Origin of the sequence: Saccharomonospora sp. NB11 (assembly GCF_015910535.1) — a bacterium.
GTDB lineage: Bacteria > Actinomycetota > Actinomycetes > Mycobacteriales > Pseudonocardiaceae > Saccharomonospora.
On sequence record NZ_JACBJG010000003.1, the window covers coordinates 100668 to 120074 of the forward strand.

General features: G+C 68.2%; 13 protein-coding genes. 7 read left to right on the forward strand and 6 right to left on the reverse strand.

Features of this window, described 5'->3' with window-relative positions; translation table 11 throughout:
• Positions 1 to 51: 51 nt before the first annotated feature.
• Both JAV51_RS04995 and JAV51_RS05000 read left to right on the forward strand, forming a co-directional pair.
• Entirely contained in the window at positions 52 to 2700 is a 2649-nt protein-coding gene (locus JAV51_RS04995; protein ID WP_231641351.1) for a BTAD domain-containing putative transcriptional regulator, read from the forward strand.
• Between the two features lie 108 nt (positions 2701 to 2808).
• On the forward strand, positions 2809 to 2949 hold the full coding sequence (locus tag JAV51_RS05000) for a hypothetical protein (RefSeq protein WP_197319443.1): 141 nt from the start codon (positions 2809 to 2811) through the stop codon (positions 2947 to 2949).
• Between the two features lies 1 nt (position 2950).
• On the opposite strand, the gene JAV51_RS05005 is transcribed toward JAV51_RS05000, so the two are convergent.
• Together JAV51_RS05005 and JAV51_RS05010 are read right to left on the reverse strand one after the other, a co-directional pair.
• Positions 2951 to 4093, reverse strand: coding sequence for a hypothetical protein (locus JAV51_RS05005; RefSeq protein WP_197319444.1), 1143 nt, complete (start codon positions 4091 to 4093; stop codon positions 2951 to 2953).
• The gene (locus tag JAV51_RS05010; RefSeq protein ID WP_197319445.1) at positions 4090 to 6342 is read right to left on the reverse strand and encodes a hypothetical protein; all 2253 of its coding nucleotides are present in this window, start codon (positions 6340 to 6342) and stop codon (positions 4090 to 4092) included. Before JAV51_RS05010 ends, JAV51_RS05005 begins: the two co-directional genes overlap by 4 nt.
• Before the next feature lie 425 nt (positions 6343 to 6767).
• Between JAV51_RS05010 and JAV51_RS05015 the strand changes: the two genes are divergently transcribed.
• The 5 genes from JAV51_RS05015 to JAV51_RS05035 all read left to right on the forward strand — a co-directional run bounded on the left by JAV51_RS05015 (position 6768) and on the right by JAV51_RS05035 (position 12062).
• Positions 6768 to 7451, forward strand: coding sequence for a Crp/Fnr family transcriptional regulator (locus JAV51_RS05015; protein ID WP_197319446.1), 684 nt, complete (start codon positions 6768 to 6770; stop codon positions 7449 to 7451).
• 74 nt (positions 7452 to 7525) lie between these two features.
• Positions 7526 to 8287, forward strand: a complete 762-nt coding sequence (locus JAV51_RS05020; protein WP_197319447.1) for a hypothetical protein — start codon at positions 7526 to 7528, stop codon at positions 8285 to 8287.
• Positions 8284 to 10260 (forward strand): hypothetical protein, encoded by a 1977-nt coding sequence (locus tag JAV51_RS05025; protein ID WP_197319448.1) that lies wholly within the window; start codon positions 8284 to 8286, stop codon positions 10258 to 10260. The genes JAV51_RS05020 and JAV51_RS05025 overlap by 4 nt, the downstream gene beginning before the upstream one ends.
• Complete coding sequence (locus tag JAV51_RS05030) at positions 10257 to 11201, forward strand: hypothetical protein (protein ID WP_197319449.1); 945 nt, start codon at positions 10257 to 10259, stop codon at positions 11199 to 11201. The genes JAV51_RS05025 and JAV51_RS05030 overlap by 4 nt, the downstream gene beginning before the upstream one ends.
• 213 nt (positions 11202 to 11414) lie before the next feature.
• Positions 11415 to 12062: a response regulator transcription factor gene (locus JAV51_RS05035; protein WP_197319450.1), complete on the forward strand. Its 648-nt coding sequence runs from the start codon at positions 11415 to 11417 to the stop codon at positions 12060 to 12062.
• Between the two features lie 11 nt (positions 12063 to 12073).
• Here JAV51_RS05035 and JAV51_RS05040 read toward each other — a convergent pair whose 3' ends face one another.
• From JAV51_RS05040 to JAV51_RS05055, 4 genes are all read right to left on the reverse strand, one after another.
• Entirely contained in the window at positions 12074 to 13219 is a 1146-nt protein-coding gene (locus tag JAV51_RS05040) for a GAF domain-containing sensor histidine kinase (protein WP_197319451.1), read from the reverse strand.
• Between the two features lie 14 nt (positions 13220 to 13233).
• Positions 13234 to 16551, reverse strand: a complete 3318-nt coding sequence (gene cydD / locus JAV51_RS05045; protein WP_197319452.1) for a thiol reductant ABC exporter subunit CydD — start codon at positions 16549 to 16551, stop codon at positions 13234 to 13236.
• Entirely contained in the window at positions 16548 to 17558 is a 1011-nt protein-coding gene (gene cydB / locus JAV51_RS05050; protein WP_197319453.1) for a cytochrome d ubiquinol oxidase subunit II, read from the reverse strand. The genes cydD and cydB overlap by 4 nt, the downstream gene beginning before the upstream one ends.
• 140 nt (positions 17559 to 17698) lie before the next feature.
• A complete protein-coding gene (locus JAV51_RS05055) occupies positions 17699 to 19207 on the reverse strand; it encodes a cytochrome ubiquinol oxidase subunit I (protein WP_197319454.1) in 1509 nt (502 codons plus the stop codon).
• Positions 19208 to 19407: the final 200 nt, after the last annotated feature.

Consider the following 19407-nt stretch of genomic DNA (forward strand, 5'->3'; position numbering starts at 1 on the left):
CCCCTATTCGTGCGTCGGCGAGGAACCGAGCACCCGATCAAGGACCGGGCCATGCGTGCCGTCCTCACGGCGCTCGTGGCCGACGTGAACCGAGGTGTGCCCGCCGAGACCCTCGTGGAGCTGGCGTGGCCGCCCGAGGAGCGCCCGACTCACCCGCTCGACTCCCTCGACGCGCGAGTCACCCGCCTGCGCACCCTGCTGGCGCCCGAGGCCGACCTCGCGTGGACGGCGAACGGCTGCGTCCTGACCCTGAACCCCGAACTGCTCGACTCGGTGCGGTTCGAGCGCATGGTCGACGCCGCCCGCTGGTGCGCGCCGAGGGAAGCGGTGTCGACGTTGGAGAGCGCACTCGCCCTGTGGCGGGGCGATCCGCTGCCCGACCTGCGCCGCAACGGTCTCGACCACCCCGAAGCCGTCCGGCTGCGGCAGGTGCGCGCGCTGGCCGTCGAGTCGCTGGCAGCCCACGAACTGCAGCTCGACCGCGTGGAGAACGCGGCGGAGCGCCTGCTGTCGCTGCTGTCGGCGGAACCGTTGCGCGAACGTGCCTGCGCCCACGCCATGTGGGCGCTGCATCGGCTCGGCATGACCGACGACGCCGTCGCCTGCTACGACCAGCTCGTCGAACGGCTCGCCGACGAACTCGGTGAGGATCCGAGCACGGAGCTGCGCGAGACCTACCGGGCGGTGACGGGCCGGGAACCGGAGCCCACGATCCGCGCGACGCCACACCTCGCGACGCGGTTCGTGGGACGGGGACACGAACTGGCTCGACTGTCCACCATGGTCGAGCGCGACCGGCTCGTCACGGTGACCGGTGCTGCGGGCAGCGGCAAGACCCGGCTGGTCCTCGAAGCACTGTCCACGACGGAGTTGCCGACCACCGTCGTGCGACTGTCCACGAGCGACGCCACCGAGGTGTGCGGTCGGGTCGCGACCGCGCTGGGACTGCACGCACGGGGAGACGACGAGGACGACGTCTCGCTCACCGAGTACCTCGTCGCCCGACGCCACGTCCTCGTGCTCGACGGGTGCGAACGGGTGCTCACCGACGTCCGCTCGCTCGTCCGGCACCTGCGCGCCCGTTGTCGGGACGTGACGATCGTCGTGACGAGCCGGGTCCGGCTCGGCCTCGCGGGCGAGTGCGTGCTGCCGCTCGGCCCGCTGGCGCGCGACGGCACCCGGGACGTCCTGCAGTCGCGCGCGGGTGCGCTCCTGCTCGACCGCACCACCCACCTCCGGGCCGATCATCCTCGCGACGACGCCGAAGCCGACGAGGCCAGGGACGCCTTGCGCCGCGTCGAATGTCTACCGCTCAACGTCGAGATCCTCGCCGCCCGAGTGGTCGACGGCGAGACCGAGGGTGTGGAGTGGCCGACCGACCTCGCCGAGTGGGCGTGCACCGAACTCACCCCGGCACGACGGGACGCCCTCGGTGCCCTGACGGTGTTCGACGGCGACGTCCCGACCGACGGCGCCGAGGCCGTCGTGTCGGCCGACGACGGCGCAGGCGCTCCGCTCGCCGACCTGGCCAGAGCCGGGCTGCTGTCCCCGACCACCGACTCCTCGTTCCGCATGCCCGATCTGGTGCGCAGGCACGCCGCGGGCTGGTTCACGGGCACCGAGGCGGAACACAAGGCGCGGCAACGCCACGCGCTGTGGTGTGTCGACGCCGTCACGGCGGCGGCGACCAGCGACGACGACCTCACAGGCTTCCAGCGGTTGCGTGCGATGCAGGACGAGGTGTGCGCGGCACTGCGCTGGGCGGTGGCGGAGCAACCCGCCCTGGCCGCCGACCTCACCGGCCTGATCGGCACGCTCACCCGCTACCGACCTCTCCCCGCGCTGCTGGAGTGGCAGCTCACCGTCGCCCGGAGCGCCGACCCTCGGCTGTCCCGCCACCCGTTGGCCGCCGCCTCCGGCGCCGACGCCGCACTCCGGTGCGGGCTGCCCGAGGAGGGGTTGCGCTTGGCCGCCAGAGCCGCCGAACTGGCCGCCACGCCGCAACACCGCTGCGCCGCCGTCCACACGCTCGTCGCCGCCTACTACGACCTCGGGGACACCGACCGCACCGCGACGGTGTGCCACGAGTTGCTCGCGCTGCCCGACCTGCCGGACCACTGCCGGGCCGACGCGCACGCGTTCCTGTCGCTCGTGGCGACGCGCGTCGGGCACGAGAACGAGGCACACCGGCACGCGGACGTGGCGATGCAACTGGCCCGCGAGACCTCCCCCGGACGCAGCGCCGCCCTCGCCGCGTACGCCGAGGGACGAGCCGCCCTGCTGACCGACCTGCGCCGGGGCGCGGAATGCCTCGCGAGGGCCCGCGTGCGCGCCAAGAACGCCGAAGCCACGTGGATCGTCGCCTCGGCGGGTACCGCGCTGGCGGAGGCGCTGTTGCTCCTCGGCCGGGTTCCCGAGGCCGCGAAGCTGGCGCAGCTCACGCTCGACGAGTGGCACCGCATGCGGGCCCCTCGGCCGCTTCGTGCGTGCGTGGACGTCGCGATGCGGTGCGTAGCGTCGGCCGGGGAGCGCTCCGGCGTGCACGACCTCGTCGACGCTCAACGCGAACGCAGCACGTCGGAACCCTTGGCGCTGGCCAGAACGGCCCGTGCCGTGGCGAGTGCGCTCGCGACGACGTTCGGCACGGCGCGTCCGACCCCGAATCCGGCCCTACCAAGCGAGGAATCGACGCATGACTAGGTCGATCGGACGACAAGCGCCCCGGGTACCAACCATCTGGCCGATACCCGCCCCCACCGCGACGCCGCACCCTGGACTCAAGGCAACGGACTGTAGGGGGAGACCACGATGATGGCGGACATTCTGACCTGGGTGGGTGCGATTCTGGGGATCGCCGTGCTGTCGGTGATGGCCGTCGGCCCCGTGGCGTTGGACGTCGACGACGCCAGGGGACGGCGGACGCCTCACTCGCAGACGCCCAGGGCCTGAGTCATCCGGCGAGGACCTTGGGCAGCGCGACGCGAGCCTTGCGGAGTTCGTCGCGCAGCCGGGTCTTGCGCTTGTGCCGGGCCACGAGATCGGCGAGGTAGGTGGAGAACTCCGCGGAGGCACCCGCCCGCCGGTACAACAGCCGCAGCCGACGCAGTTGCTCGGCCGCACGCTCGTAGGCCTGCGGGTTGCGGGAGTCGATGAGGCGTTCCACGCAGTCGCGATAGAGCGGGATCACGTCGGAGGGCTCGTGCCCGTTCGCGGCCTTCCACGCCTCGTCGAAGCGCTGCGCCGACAACGCCGCCTCGACGTCGGAGGTGTCGACGGGCGACTGTCGCGTGCGCACGCGTTCGAGCGCCTCCACGACCTCGCCCGCCCCCTCGGCGCGGTGTGCGGCACCGTTGCCCAGCGCTTTCGCCGCGTGGGCGATCGCCTCCGAGTGCCGACCCGCCGCCCTCAACACGCGCACGATGCGCAGGCTGACGTCGAGGCGGGGCAGTTCCTCGGACAGCAGGCTCACCACGGTGTCCACGTCCGAGGTGATCTCGGCGATCTCCAGCCGCAGACCACGGGCGATTCGCATGCGCTGCGGATCGGCGTCGGTCGTCCGGGACTCGGCGAGCACGGCGTCCACAGCGGCCGAGACCTGGGCGAGGCCGTCGTCACCCAGTGCGTCGGCGAAGTCGGCGAGGTGCACCTCGGGTCGTCCCGGCCGCTCGAAGGCGAGCCGGACGAGCCACTCGGCGAGCTCGCCGACGGGCGGTGGTTGCGCGGCGCACGCTCGCGCGTAGAGCGCCAACGCGCGGTCGAGCCGGTCCAGCAGGTGCGGGGAGGGATCGTCACGCTCCCGCACGGCGGCGACGAGCCGATCAGCGGTCCGACGCGCCAGCGGAGTGACGTCGGCCGAGGTCCCCGAGTCGAGCAGCCGGGTGACCGTGTCGAGCACCGAGTCGAACTGCACGCCGTCCGGTCGCCGGCCGGCGGTGTCCTCGGCCGCCGGACGCGCGGGCTCGCCCTCCGCTCGCAGCGCGTCGAGCCGCTGCCGCAGGTCCTCGTCCCGATCGGCCTGCTCGCACAGCATGTCCACGAGCGTCTCGCGGTCCAGGGTGGAGAGGAACGCGCGCAGGTCCGATCGGCGACTCACCCGGCTATCGTGCCATCCGGCGTCGGCTCGGTGATCACCGTCGGGGTCCAGTCCGTGGCGGACTGTTGCCGCTGCTGCGGAATCAGCACCTCACCGAGGCGCCGCACCACGAGCCCGCCCTGGGCGTGCAGCGCGTTCACCGCGCCGAGCGGCGTCCCCGTCGGCGCGCGACGCACGGCGTCGAGATCGGCCAGCAGGTACAGCGTGTCGCGGACCCGGGAGATACCGGACAGGAAGGCGCGCACCCGGTCGTACCAGCCGTCGGAGGTGAGGTCGAGGACCACGGTGCCGAACTCGTGCCCGGTCACCGTCGCGACCGTTCCCACGTCGACGGTGAAGGTGTCACGCAGCACGGCCCGCCACGGCGCCACCGCTTCGTCCGACGGCACGAGCACCGCGCCACCGTCCTCGGCGATCAACCGCACCAGGGCCGCCCGCTCCACGGGCTCACCGGCCGTGTCCAGCAGCACCACCTCGGTCCGGCGGTCCTCGGCACACGACAGGGCGGAGTACCCGATGTGGGAAGCGATCGCCTGCACCGCGGGCCCGACCCGGTACTGCCGCGTCGTCACGGCACAACCCGGGTGGGCGTGCGCGTCGGACGGGGTGAGGATGCCGCAGTGGCTGAACGGGGTCGCCAGCGTCCACCGGGCGACCTCGGACCGCTGCTCCAACTCCGGCGGGACGACCTGCGGCCACGGTTGGGCCAGGTCGCCGAACACCACGGCCGTCTCACGCGCGTGTGCGACGGCCAGCAGGACGTCGCTCAACCGGGCCGAACCGGCGTCGTCGACCAGCACGACGTCGAACGTTCCCCGCACGTCCGGGACCTCGGCCGACGTCGCGATGACGACGCGCGCCGAATCCCACGTCCGCGCGTCGTCGGCGCACCGCCGCTCCCGGCCACGCTCCCCGATCCACCACAGGCGTTCCTGGAACCGACCCCGCAGCGCCGCCCTGTGCCGTCCCCGCTCGCGCAGGGACTCGCGGTCGGCATGCCGCTGGGGCAGTTCCCGGTCGAGGCAGTCGGCGTAGAACAGCTCGTCACCCTCACCTGCCAGGCCCTCCGCGGTGACGCGCGCGATCTCCTCGCGCACCGCCTCCACCCGGGCGCGCGCCTCCGACTCGGCCCGCTCGACCGTGCGAGTCCGCTCCGCCACCCGTTCCAGCTCGGCGTCGAGTTCCTTGACGTCCTCCGACACGGTGTTGACCCGCCGCCGACAGTCGTCGATACGGGCCACGAGCCTGCGCCGCTCGTCCTCCGCCGCCCGCAACTCGTGCCTGTCGGTCTTGCGGCCACGCTGGAGCAGACTCCGGTTGTGCAGGCGTTCCCGCAGGTCGGACAGCCGTTCCTCGACCTTCTCCAACTGGTGCGTGAGCACTCGTGCCTCGGCCCGACGCGCGTGCTCGCCGGCGACGCGGTCGCGGGAGCGCTCCGCCCGCCGCAGTTCCTCGGCCGCCTCGGCGGCGTCGCGGACCAGGTCCTCGTGCTTCTTCGACAACTCGGCGAGCTGCTGTTGCAACGTGGCGAGCCGCTGCGCGTTCTCCAGCCGCCGTTCGGTGGCGAGGAACGTCTCGTGGTCGTAGTCGGCCAGGTCCGCGTCGAGCCGGTCCAGCTCGACCTCGACCTGCGCCAACACCGCGAGATCCTGCTGCAACGGCAGGCGCTCGGCGTCCATGGCATCGAGCGAGAGCCGCGTGGGCAGCACCTCGTCGGTGACGAGCAGCACCCGCTTGCCGATCCTGCCCAGCGTCGCGGCGGCACGCGCGGCCACACTCGACTTGCCGCTGCCGGGCGGCCCCCACACCAGGTGCAGACCGGGCACGAAGCACGTCGAGTAGGCGTCGGGGCCCGCCGGATCGAGACGTCCCGCGGCGAGCCGGTCGGCCAGCGGCGCCTCGCCCACCCGCCGGAGTTCCCGCGCGAACCGGGACAGCTCGTGGGTCCGGGACGCCTCGCGCGCCCAGACGTGATCACACTCGGGCGGCAGCGGGCCGACGTCGTGCAGCCACAGCACGCCCCGGGAGAACGCCGTGCTCACCGGCACCGCCGTACCCTGGCGAGGCCCCGTCGGACCGGCGATCCGCACGTCGTTCCACGGCCGCACCTCACGACCCCGGAGGTCGACCAGGTAGTCTCCGTCCTCGGTCCGCCGCAGCGGACCCAACACGCTCCATTCCTCGGCCTGCCGCGCGTGTTCGAGCTCGGCCTCGACCGCGCTGGCGGCCTGCTGACGCCATTCGGTCATGCCACCCCTTTCGGTCCAACCGAGTAAACCCCGGGCACGGCTGACCAGCGCTTCGAGTAATCCCTGCGGGTTACGCTCTGCATCCGGGCGCGTGACGCAGCGCAGCGGACGGTGCCGTAGCCACCTACTACCGAGCACCGAACAGACCACAGGTTCCCGCACGACGCTCGGAAGTTCATCCGATGTCGCGCTCCGACAACAAGAAGACGACGCGGCCACGGCCAGCCACAGGAATCTCTCATTGCCTGGCCCGCCCCCTGTCCACGGGCATGCGGGAGCCCTGGCTCAGCCGGTGTGGGCCGCTGAGACACCTGGGCCTTAGCCGGCCGGCACGTCTCTACATCAGCACAAGGCGATAAGACGGCCCTACCGCTTTCCGCAAATGCCGCACACCGCACGCTCGCCTCAAGCAGACTAGATGCACTGTGGAGAACAGAACAGTCGACGACGAACCCGACGGTCGCCTTACTCTGAACGAGTTACATCAACTCCGGAAGAGAGGAACTCGGCGCACTTATACGAAGTCCGAAATCCTCCTTCTAGAGGGTACCGACCCTGGACCGGTGCTCATTCTCGAGTCGGGCCTCGTCAAAGTCACCGTGAGCGCCGAGGCTGGCGAAGAACTCTTGTTGGGCTTTCGAGGGCCAGGCGAGTTGCTGGGCGAAATGAGCGCTTTGAGAGGCTGCCCCCGATCCGCTACTGTCACCGCACACGCCCCTTCGAGCGTGACCGAGATCCCTGAGAAAGTCTTTCGGCAGTTTTTACTCGAACACCCGAATGCTCTCCTGCGGATGCTTCTGGCAACGCACGATCGACTACGAAAGGCGGACCAAGAGAGACTTCTCTACCTCTCCAAGCGTGTCGTCGAACGAGTAGCGTCGAGACTGTTGGAGTGGTGTGTGAGATTCGGCAAAGCGTCTCCCGAGGGCCACGTCGAAATACGCCGCTTCTCCCGCCGTGAACTCGCGCAAAGCATAGCCGCTTCAGAGAAAACAGTAGACGAAGCCCTGGCCGCCTTGACTCGAGACCGGATCTTGCGTACCGGTCGACAGCTTTTCGTGATACTCGACCCAGCAGCACTCTCCCGGACTGCACACCCGAACCTCTAGTCAACCGGTTTCCCGGGAGATCCGAGGCCCGCGATACGGCAGCATGTCGCTCCGTGATCAAGAGAGGGGACGGCATGCGCAAGATGCCATCGACACGTGCACTGTTCGGCTACGACATCATCGGCGCGTCGAGTCACGACGATGACCAGCTAGAACCTTTGAGGGCAGCCGCACACGACCTCGTCGACGCCACTCTCCGCGACGAAGGGGTCGACCTCGAGGCGCGAGCCAACTACGCGCCGACCGGCGATGGCGCGTTGGCAGCGTTCGAGGAAGCCGACCTACCCCTGTTGATCGATGCAATCGACGTACTGCATCGCAAGCTTCGAGAGCGCAACAGGTGGCACAAACCCGAACTACGGCTTCGGATTTCCATTCATGCAGCACCAGTGCACCTGGTCGAGCGAGAGAGCTTTCAGAGGGGCCCAATCGACTTGGCCCGCATCCTCGACGCAGCTCCCCTGAAAAGCATCGCAACACGATTGCGCGACTTCAGGCCGGACACCGTATTCGGCATTGTTTCCGACCAGGCTTTCAGGACCGCAGTGCGAGGGCGCTACACCGATCGAATCTACGTCGAAGATTTCGCGAGTATAACCGTTGAAAACAAAGAGTTCACCGACCGATGCTGGATTTGTGCTCCTGGCGTCGACGCAAGACGTATTTCCGAGGTACTCGACCCGGAAATCCCGACCGGTCAAGCGGAAGCACGATCGGAGCGAACACAAGCGCCAAACAGTGGCACACAAACGATCGGCCTTTCTAATGCCACTTTCAACGGCAACAACTACGCCCCGATGAACTTCGGGTTCCCCCAAGGAAACGCACACGCATGACCGACAGTCAGCTCGATGAATCGGCAACCAAAGAAGAGCAGACCACAGAAAATCCGAAAAAAGACGACAACAGCGAAAAAACTAAGACATCTTTTACTTTTACCGCAGCTCAAGCTGGCGCAGTATTTGCCGGAAGCAATCACGGCCCCCTACACTTCAACTTCGACAAGGAGGTCAAAGACCCACCCGAGCCTCCTGGCGAGCTGGAACACGCAAGAAACGTCTTCTGCCCTCCGCTTAATTACCAAGCCGCAAAAGACATCTTAGAGAAACGCTCTATCGTCGTCCTACGCGGCCAATCCAGCGGAAGAACACACGCAGCGAGACGTCTCCTCTGCGACATGGGCATTACCCACGTGAAAAGATGCAGTAGTTCACGGGTTGCTAAAGATTTTACACCCGCCGAGGGTACTGATCCCATCGGCTATCTCTGGCTCGCGCAGCCTCCGCATTGGGACTCGGGACGACCACTCGATGATGTACTCGCCGAGCTGCGCGCACGGTTGGAGTCAGTCGGCGGAAAGATGGTTCTGGTCGGAGATAAACTACCCCAAAGCACCGGTAGCGAATATTGCGTCACGCTTGAGCCCCCTCGAGTAACCTCGGTAGTTCTGTCACATCTTGCGCCGAGAAAGATCTCGCGCGAAAAGTACGACGAACTCGTCGGCGAGATCGGTATCAGCTACGACGAACTTTACCCAACCTCGTCACCACAACGAGGAAAGTTCGTGGCGACCCAGCTCATCGACTACATGGACGGGAAGTACGACGCTGAGCATATTCGTCACGAACTCACCCGAGTTGACGAACGCGACGTAGCTGAGTGGTTCACGACGGCTGACCTACAGGATCGCTGTCTTGCTATTTCGGCCGCTTTCTTGGAAAACTACCCTTGGACCTTGATGTTCGAGGCTTCTTCTGAGTTGCAGAAACTTTTGAGCAACCCAGAGAACGGAGAAATCTGGCCGTACGATCCCCCGGACCTCTTCGAACGCGAAGCACGGGAACATTTACAGCGAGCGGCAGCAAGACTGGTTAGCGACGGGAACGACTTCCCGTTTGAGTCTCATCAAGTTCGTTTTCAAACCCCGGGCTGGGGCAGACGTTTACTTGCCTACGTCTGGAAGAGCTTCCCCGGCGCCAGGGAACATATCCGGGATTGGCTTAGCAATTTAGTGAGTCGATTAGGAATCGAGGATTCAGACGCAGCGGCCTCTCGGTTCGGGCAAATGCTAGCCGATAGTCGAGAACGCTCCTTCGGTTCGTGGCTCGAACCCTGGACTGAAGACGACTCATATCTGGTCAACAAAATGGCATCCGCCGCCCTGGAGCCGTTCTCGCAGAATCCAGAGAACCACAAGTCGCTGCTCGACTTGCTATATAAATGGGCAAACTCATGGAGCAGTATTCACCAGAGGTATTCAGCGGCTACAGCCTTACAGGGACCAATCGGTCAACTCTACGTCGAAGAGTCGATGGCGATGCTTCGCCATCTCGCTTCCAGGGCCGATGTCGTCCTACTGGGAGCCATCACGCGATCGATCGAAAATCTTGCGACTTTTCCGGATAACCGCCCAGTGATACAACGTACACTTCTTGAGTGGGTCCCGAAAAACGCACAAGCAAAATCTTTTGTTCGCCGGTGCTCAGAGATCGCAATTGGTCTCCTGCATCCACCGCATGTCTCGTTCTGTGAAGATGTAGATGCCTACAGGAAGCATCTAGATACCCTAGCTCGCCATCCCGAGAGCCGTCAGAACCTACTCATCAAGATGAATTTATGGTGTGCAGCAGGTGAGAGCGAGAAGTTCCGAGGACACGCACGCACTCTCATATCGACAGCTTTCGACCCTGGGACTCCGACAGGGGCCAGGCTCTCATACTACCTCCGTCGTGCCTTCTACGAAGACAAAGAAGGCCGACTCGACCCCTTGAAGCGACTCATTCGCGCTCTTCGTGAGGAATCGGCATGACACCCAACATCGGCAGCAAGTGGAACGTCATACAGGAACATTCTCATCCAAGGAGAGCGCTCCTCCGATACAAACTTCGGAAGAATTGCTATAGTGCCCTCGTAGCACGCATGAAGGGCGGGGAGTGGGCAAGCTCCCACCTTCAGCTTGGGAGCACTGTCAACATCAGCCCACTTACCGCTGGACTTGCGTTTACATCACAGAAGATCGAGAAGCTGTACGAGGTTGATCTCAGGAAACAAACGGTTGCTTTCAACAGCGTCCTGGAAACCGAGAACGAAGGTGCCGTAGTCGAAGCGGACGTTGCAGTTCACTGGCAGGTTCGCGATCCCGTAAGACTCATCCTAAGTCCTGAAATCGATATCCTGAGCTGTATCCAAGACTCAGTCGAAGAAGTACTGCGACCAATAGTGCTCAAGATAGATATCGATCGGCTAGAAAGCGTTTTTGAGCAGAGCGAAGCGCTCCAACCCATGCGTATGCTCGACGACTTGCCAATCAGCTGGGGGGAAGGCACCGCGCTACTCCGATTAACAAGCGAAGGCAGGATCCATCGACACACCCTCGAGTCAATCCGGCGCGCACGTGCAATCGAAAAAGAACAGCGGATGCTCGACCGGGAACGGATCGATTTCTACACCAGTGTAATAAACTCCGGCCAGGTCAGCTTGCTCGCACTGATGCTCAGCAACGACAAGACAGCTGCGCCTGACGTCTTGCAGTACATCGAGCAGCATGAACTGCAGACCAACGGGCCCGCCCCTAGTGACGATCCCTTGCAAGCAGCGCTGAATCATATTATCAGCGGCGCAGACGAATTCGAATTACATGAAATGCGGCGCGACTTGCTCGCTGGCCTGCAGCGGAGAAATCCTGAAGACGAGTTCCTCGGGGAAGTAGCGGACAAAATACTAAAGCAGGAAACGCCACCTTCCCTATGACCGTTTCCATTACAGAGACAACCTCGACCCACGAGCCAGTGCACCTGTGGGAGGCTGGGTGGCCCTGGACGGCCTCCCACAGGCTGCAAGCAAGTCAGACTCGCTCCACATGACCGCACCAGACGACCTCGTAGGCTATGTCTGCCGTCACCTCGGGTCGCCACCGCTCCATCACCGCTCCCACCGCTTCCGCCCCCGACTACGCTCGACGGCATGGCGATCGAGGTGCTCCTCGTCGACGACCACGAGGTCGTCCGTCGTGGGTTGAAGGAGCTGCTGGGCGACGAACCCGACATCGAGGTGGTCGCCGAGGCGGGCAGTGCCGACGAGGCGCTCGCCGTGGCCATGCACCTCGAACCCGACGTCGCCGTGGTGGACGTGCGGCTCGGGGAGAACGAGACCGACGGCATCACGCTCTGCCGCGACCTGCGGGCGCGTCCCGGCGGCCCACGCTGTCTCGTACTCACCGCGTTCGACGACGAGGAGGCGATGGTCGGCGCCATCATGGCGGGCGCGTCGGGTTACCTGCTCAAGCAGGTGCGTGGCCAGGACGTCGTGAACGCGGTGCGCGAGGTCGCGGCCGGGCGGTCCCTGCTCGACCCGCTGACCACCGCCCGGCTGCTCGACACGATGCGCAACCCGGCGCAGAGCGACCCGATGTCGATGCTCAGCGAACGCGAGCGCAGCGTCCTCGAACTCATCGGGCAGGGTCTGTCGAACCGCGAGATCGCCGAACAGCTCTTCCTCGCCGAGAAGACCGTGAAGAACTACGTCACCTCGCTGCTGGCGAAGCTGGGCATGCAGCGTCGCACCCAGGCCGCGGCGTGGGTCGCCCGCCACGGCTCCCGCCCTCAGCGCTGACGTCGCTCCACTCAGGACTCCAGCGGGAGGTCGAACGCCACCAGGGTGCCCATGCTGGGCGAGGAGTTGACGAAGAACTTCCCGCCCGCGCCCTCGGCGCGTTCGGCGAGGTGCCGCAGACCGCGTTTGGCCACGTCCCGAGGCACGCCGCAGCCGTTGTCGCGCACCCGCAGCCGCACGCCCTCGGCGTCGCGGTGCAGCGTCACCCGCACCTCGCTCGCCCCCGAGTGACGGACCACATTGGACAGTGCCTCGCGCAGCGCGGCCCGGACGTGGTCGGCCCGCTCGGCGGGGATGTCGGCCAGTTCGCCCGAGAGTTCCAGCGTGGGCGGGTAGCCGAGCAGCTCGCCCGCGATCCGCACCTCACCGCGCGCCGACTCGGCCAGATCGGTCTCGGTCGCGGTCGACTCGCGCGGCTCCACCTCCGTGGTGCGCAACTCCCGCACGGTGCCGCGGATCTCCTCGATGGTGGCGTCGAGCTGGTCGATCGCCTCGCCCAGCCGCGCGCCGTCCGCCTGCGCGAACCGCCATCGCATCCGCCGTCGCACCCGGTCGAGCTGCATGCCCGCCGCGTACAGCCGCTGGACGATGACGTCGTGCAGCTCGCGGGCTATGCGTTCGCGCTCCTCGTACAGGGTGAGGCGGTGCCGCGCGTTGGCGCCCTCCGCGAGCGCGAGCACGACCCCGGCCTGTCCCGCGAACGCCGTGAGCACCTCGACGGTCTCGGCCGAGAACGGTTCGGCGCCCTTCTCGCGGTAGACGGTGAGTGCGCCGAGCAACCGTCCTCCCTGCCCGAAGGAGGCCGCCGCGAACGGTCCGTACGCACGCAGGACGTCGGGGACGAACCGGGAGGTGCGCGGATCGCTCGTGACGTCGTCGGTGACCACGGTCTCGCCGCCCGCCGCGACCCGTCCGGCGGCGGACTCGGCCGGGAGCACGACGCCGAGCAGGTCGCGGTGGTCGGCGCCGTAGGCCGACTCGACCGTGACGCCGCCGTCGTCGGAACGCACCATCACCAGGCCGAGGTCGGCGTCGGCGAGTTCGGCCGCGTGCCGCACCACGGTTCCCAGCACCGCACCCGGATCGGCGTCGGACAACGCCGATGCCGTGATCTCGGTCGCCGCGGCCAGGGCCCGCGCAGCCAGGTTCGGTTCCATGAGCAGTGCCCAGTTTATGTGTGCTCACCTGCTCTCATCCGGGCGTCGGCGGCTCGCCGGACACGGACCCGCCCTTCCGCGACCTCCCACACCACGTCGGCGTCGACGGCTTCCTCCGGCCGATGGGTGACGTGGAGGACGGTCCGGCCCGCCAACGCGGCACGCAGGTTCGTCAACACCGCACGGGCCGTCTGCTCGTCCAGGTGTGCGGTGGGCTCGTCGAGCAGCACCACGTCCGCGTCCGAGGCGGCGAGCACCGCACGGGCCAACGCGACCCGGTGGGCCTGCCCGCCGGAGAGGCCACGACCGGCGTCGCCCAGCACCACATCGAGATCGAGGTCGGCGAGGCACACCGTCGACAACGCCTCCCGAAGGCGGTCGTCGTCGGCGTGCGGGTCGGCCAGACGCAGGTTCTCCGCCACGGTCGTGGAGACGAGCTGCGACTCCTGGGGTGCCCAGGCCACCTTCCCCGGCACGACGGCGTGCCCGCGTTCCGGCCGCAGGAAGCCGACGACCGTCGACAGCAGCGACGACTTGCCTGCCCCGGAGGGACCGACCACCGCGACGTAGGTGCCGGGAGGAACGTCCAGGTCGACCTCGCGCAGCACGGGGGCCGCAGCACCGGGCCACCGGACGTCCACGTGCTCCAGCCGCAACTCGCCGCCGGCCGCCCGCTCCACCGTGCCGAGCGCATGTCGCTCGTCCGGTTCGGCGTCGAACGTGGCCGCGAGTCGGGTGCGGGCACGACGCAGTGCCTCCCGGTGCTGCGCGGCGGGCGGCAGCAGCGACAGCGCCTCGGCCAGCGCCAACGGCACGAGGGCCAGCACGGGCGCGAGCACCGGGTTCAACGTGCCCGCGCCGACGGCCTCGGCGGCGAGACCGGCCCCGGCGACGGCCGCGAGTCCGGTCGCCACCGTCACCACCGCCTCCGCCGCTCCCGCACCCCACGCCTGTCGGCGCGCGAGCGCGGCAAGCCTGCGGTCACGGGTCGCCAACGCGGACCGGTGGCCGGTGTGCGCGCCGAACGCGACGAGTTCGGCGGCGCCGTCGAACAACGCGAGCACCCGGGCGGCGACGTCGCGGCGACCGTCGGACAGCGTGGCGGTGGCGCGCCGGTCGAGCAGCACGGCCAGCGTCGGGGCGAGCACACCCGCCACGACGACGGCGGCAGCGAGCACCCAGCCCGCCGACGGCAGCACCACGGCCTGCACCGCGATCGCGCCGGCGGCCACCACGGCCACCACGCCGAACGGCGTCACGGCCCTCGGCAGCAGGTCTCGCACCGTGTCCACGTCGTCCACGAGTTCGCTGAGGCTCTCGCCATGCCGCGTCCGGGCGGGCCCGAGTCGCACGAGCGAGCACCACAGTCGCTCACGCAGCCGGGCGGCCACCCGGAACGCGCCGTCGTGGGTGACCAACCGCTCGACGTACCGAAGCCCCGCGCGGGCGAGCCCGAACGTTCGCACTCCCACGACGGCCGCGGTCAGCGTGAGGATGGGCGGTTGCTGCGACGCCCTGGCGATGAGCCAGCCGGAGGTCGCCGTGAGCGCGATCCCCGCCAGCAACGCCGCCGCGCCGAGCACCACGCCGCGCACGAGCCTGCGTTCCCCCAGCTCCCGCCACGGCACGGCCCGCCCCGGTGTGGACGTGTCGGGAGCAGATCCGGCCTCGTGCTCCACCTCCGAGGTCGCGGCCTCGGCCGAGGTGAGTGCCGCACTGCGGTCATGCGCTGCCAGGACCACCGCGGCCCCCGCGTCCTGCGCCTCCCGCAGCGCCTGCCACACGCGCTCCGCATTCACCGGGTCCAGGTGTGCGGTGGGCTCGTCGGCGAGCAACAGCCACGCCCCGTGACGCAGCCGCAGCAACGCCCGGGCCACCGCCACCCGCTGGCGTTGGCCCACCGACAGCCGATGGACCGCCCGCTCGGCCAGCCCGGCGAGGTCGAACCGCGTCAGCAGCTCGTCGATCTCGCCTTCGGACGCGCCCGTCAGGCTCAACTCGTCACGCACCCGGCCACCCGCGAACGCCGGTGACTGCGGAATCCACGCGACGGCCTCCCGCCACCGCCGCGGGTCGAGCTCAGCCAGCGGCACGCCGGCCACCGTCACCGTGCCCGAGGTGGGCGTGACGAAACCGAGCAGCACCGCGAGCGTGGTGCTCTTGCCCGTGCCGCTGCGCCCGACGAGCCGCACCCGCTGCCCGGGACGCACCACGAACGTCTCCCCGTCCGGCGCGAACCCGTCGCGACGGCGGACCCGCAGGTCCCGCACCACCACCGGACCACGCCGGGGCGCGCGGGTGCCCTGTGCTGGTGGCGCGACGGCCAGGACCTGCTCGACGCGCCGGGTGGCCTCCACACCGTCCTGACTGGCGTGGAAGGCGGCCCCGACCTGGCGCAACGGCTGATAGCACTCGGGCGCGAGGATCAACACGCCGAGCCCCACGGCCAGCGAGAGGTCACCCGACACCAACCGCACCCCGATGACCACGGCCACCAGCGCGACCGACAGCGTGGCCGCGAGTTCGAGCGCGAACGCCGACGCGAACGCCAGCCGCAGGGTCGACAGCGTCGTCGTGCGATGCCGGTCGCTCACCCGGCGCACCGCCTCCGCCTGCGCCTCGGCCCGGCGGAACGCGGTCAGCACGGGCAACGCCCTGACCAGTTCGAGCAGGTGTCCCGACAGGCGGTGCACGGCGTCGGTGGCCCGCTCCACCCGGTCGGCGGTCTGTTTGCCGATGAGCACCGCGAACAGCGGCATCAGGGGCAGCGTGACCGCGACGATCACCGCCGACGGCCAGTCGGCGACCAGCACCGCCACCCCGGCCGCGAACGGCACGACGGCGGCCGTGATCAGGGCGGGCAGGTACTCGGTGAAGTACGCGTCGAGCGCGTCGAGCCCCTTCGTGGTGAGGGTGGTGAGTTCCCCCGCGCCTCGCGCGTCGATCCATTCGGGCCCCAGGCGGAGCGCGTGGTCGACGGCCTTGGCCCGCAGCTCCTCCTTCGCGCCTGCCGCCGCGCGCGCGGCCACCACCCGCAGAGCCCAGCCGAGCACTCCCCGCAGGATCACCGTCCCCGCGAGTGCGGCCAACACCGGTGCGTGCCCGGTGACCTCGCCCGCCACGACGTCCGCCAGAACCGAGGCCAGCAGGAACGCCTGCGCCACAAGGGCGCCTGCGTTGCCGAACGCCAGGACGGCCGAGAGGACCAGCGCTCGGCGCGCCGTCGCGGAGAGCGCGGGCAGCGCGCCGAGCGGGCCCCGACCCACCCACGTGGTGCCCCGGTCGGCTTCGGGCACCTCGGCGGAAAGGGGAGCGTGGGTGAGCACGTTCATCGGTGTGCGGGAGCCTTCGGGATGTGGTGGGTGCCGATGCGCTTGCGGAACACCCAGTAGGTCCAGCCCTGGTAGATCAACACCGCAGGCGCGCCGAAGAGCCCGACCCAGCTCATGACCGTCAGCGTGTAGGGACTGGACGACGCGGAGTCGACCGTGAGCGAGTTCGCCGCGTCCAGGGTGGAGGGCAGCACGCTGGGGTACAGCGCGCCGAACAGGGCCACCACGGCCGCCGCGATCACGACGCCCAGCGCGGCGAATGCCTGCCCCTCCCGGCCGACGAGCAGTCGCCACACGGCGACGAGACCGGCGACGGGTACCAGGAGCACGGGCAGCAACGTCCACGTGACGCCTTCGTCCCACTGCACGAGCAGCAGGAGCGTGAACAGCGGGAGCAGCGCCACCGGCACGAAGCGCGCGGCGAACGACCGGGCACGATGCCGCAACTGTCCCTCGGTCTTCAGCGCGAGGAACGCCGCACCATGCACCAGGGAGAACGCCGCGACTGCCACGCCGCCGAGCACGGTCTCCCAGCGCACCGCCTCCCACACGGACCCGACCCGGTCACCGTCGGCGTCGAGCGGCAGCCCGAACACCGTCGTGGCGAGGATCAGTCCCACGGCAAGCGGGGGCAGCCACGAGCCGAGCACGATGACGCGGTCCCAGGCCGCCCGCCACCGAGGTGAGTCGACCTTGCCGCGGTACTCGAAGGCCACGCCCCGCCCGATGAGCGCGAGGAGCAGGACGAGCACGGGCAGGTAGGCCGCGGAGAACAGCCCGGCGTACCAGGCGGGGAACGCGGCGAAGGTGGCTCCCACCGCGACGATCAACCAGACCTCGTTGCCGTCCCAGACCGGCCCGATCGTGTTGATCATGACGCGCCGCTCGGTGTCGTCGCGCCCGAGCACCGGCAGCAGCATCCCGACCCCGAAGTCGAACCCTTCCAGGAAGAGGTAGCCCAGCCAGAACAGGGTGATGATGCAGAACCACAGCGTGGGCAGGTCCATCAGCGCATCCCGGTCTCGAAGATCGACATTTCACGTGAAACAAAAGATCCACAGGCTGTTGACAACTGCCGAAGTTGTCCACAATCCGCAGGTAGAAGCCCGTGGAAAACTTGATCTTGAACCACCGCGAGGCTCCCTTCTCAGTACGCGAACGCCAACGTGTCGCCGGAGCCGGGCTTGCCGTCGGAGTCGCGATCCTCGCCCGTGCCGTCGTCCCCGGCGGGCAGCGCCGCGTTCACCCCACCCCGCACGTACCGCACGATCAGGAACACCTCGACGACCGCGAGCACCGCGTAGATCGACGTCAGCGCGATCAGCGAGGTCCACACCTCACCGGCGGTCAGGTCCGACACCGCCGTGGCCGTGTACATCCACAGCCCGTCCACCCCGGTCGGGTTCGGCACCACCACGAAGGGCTGCCGTCCCATCTCCGTGAAGATCCAGCCCGCACTGTTGGCGACGAAGGGCAGCACGATCCCGGCCAACGCCATGCGTGGGAACCAGCGACTCTCGGGAATCCGGCCGCCCCTGGTCAGCCACAACGCCGCCATGCCGACCGCCGCGCCCAGCGCACCGAAGCCGATCATGAGCCGGAAGCCCCAGTACGTCACCGGAAGACTCGGGACGTAGTCCACCGGCTGCCCCGCGAGCTGCCCCAACGCGGGATCGTCCGGGTAGTGGGTGCCGTACCGCTCCTCGTACTCCTCGACCAACTGGTCGATGCCCTTCACCTCGGTGGTGAAGTCGCCGTGCGCGAGGAACGACAGCAGCGCCGGGACGTTGAAGGTCTTCACGCTCTCACAGTCGGCGTCCGCGACGTCCCCGATCGCGAGGATCGAGAAGCTCGCAGGCTGCTCGGTGTGACACAACGCCTCGGCGGCGGCCATCTTCATCGGCTGCTGCTCGAACATCAGCTTGCCCTGCACGTCCCCGGTGATGGCCAGCACACCGAACGCCACGGCACCGGTCCAGGCCCCGAGCTTCACCGACGTGCGCCACACCGGCCGGTCCTCGTCCTCCGAGCGCCGCTTGCGCCACAGGTGCCAGGACGCGATGCCCACGAGGAAGGCGGCGGCGACGGCGAAGGCCCCGGCGATCGTGTGCGGGATGGCCGCGAGCGCCGTGGAGTTGGTCAGCACGGCCCAGATGGAGTTCATCGTGGGCCTGCCGTCCACGAACTCCGCCCCGACGGGGTGCTGCATCCAGGAGTTCGCGGCGAGGATGAAGTAGGCCGAGGCGACGGTGGCCAGCGAGAACGCCCACGCACACGCCAGGTGCACGCGCTTGGGCAACCGGTCCCACCCGAAGATCCACAGGCCGAGGAACGTCGACTCGACGAAGAAGGCGACGAGGCCCTCCATCGCCAAGGGCGCGCCGAACACATCGCCGACGAAGCGCGAATAGGCACTCCAGTTCATCCCGAACTGGAATTCCTGGACGATGCCCGTCACCACGCCCATGGCGAAGTTGACGAGCAGCAACTTCCCCCAGAACCGCGTCATGCGGTAGTAACGCGCGTCACCCGTGCGCACCCACGCCGTCTGCATCCCGGCGACGAGGATCGACAGACCGATGGTGAGCGGCACCATCAGGAAGTGGTAGACGGTCGTGATACCGAACTGCCAGCGAGCCAGGTCGAGGACTTCCACGAGATCGACTTTGCCTGTGAGCTGCACGCTCTCGTCAGGTCCCGTGGTCCTGGGATGGTCGGGACCAAGGTCCCGACCAGGACGGGACGGGGTCCCGCACTTCGAATTTCGGCATGCCTGAAAAAATGTTACGGGTACCTGTCCGACAATTCTCGACGACCCTCAACAAGCAATTCGGGAAAGTGATCAGCTAGGCATTT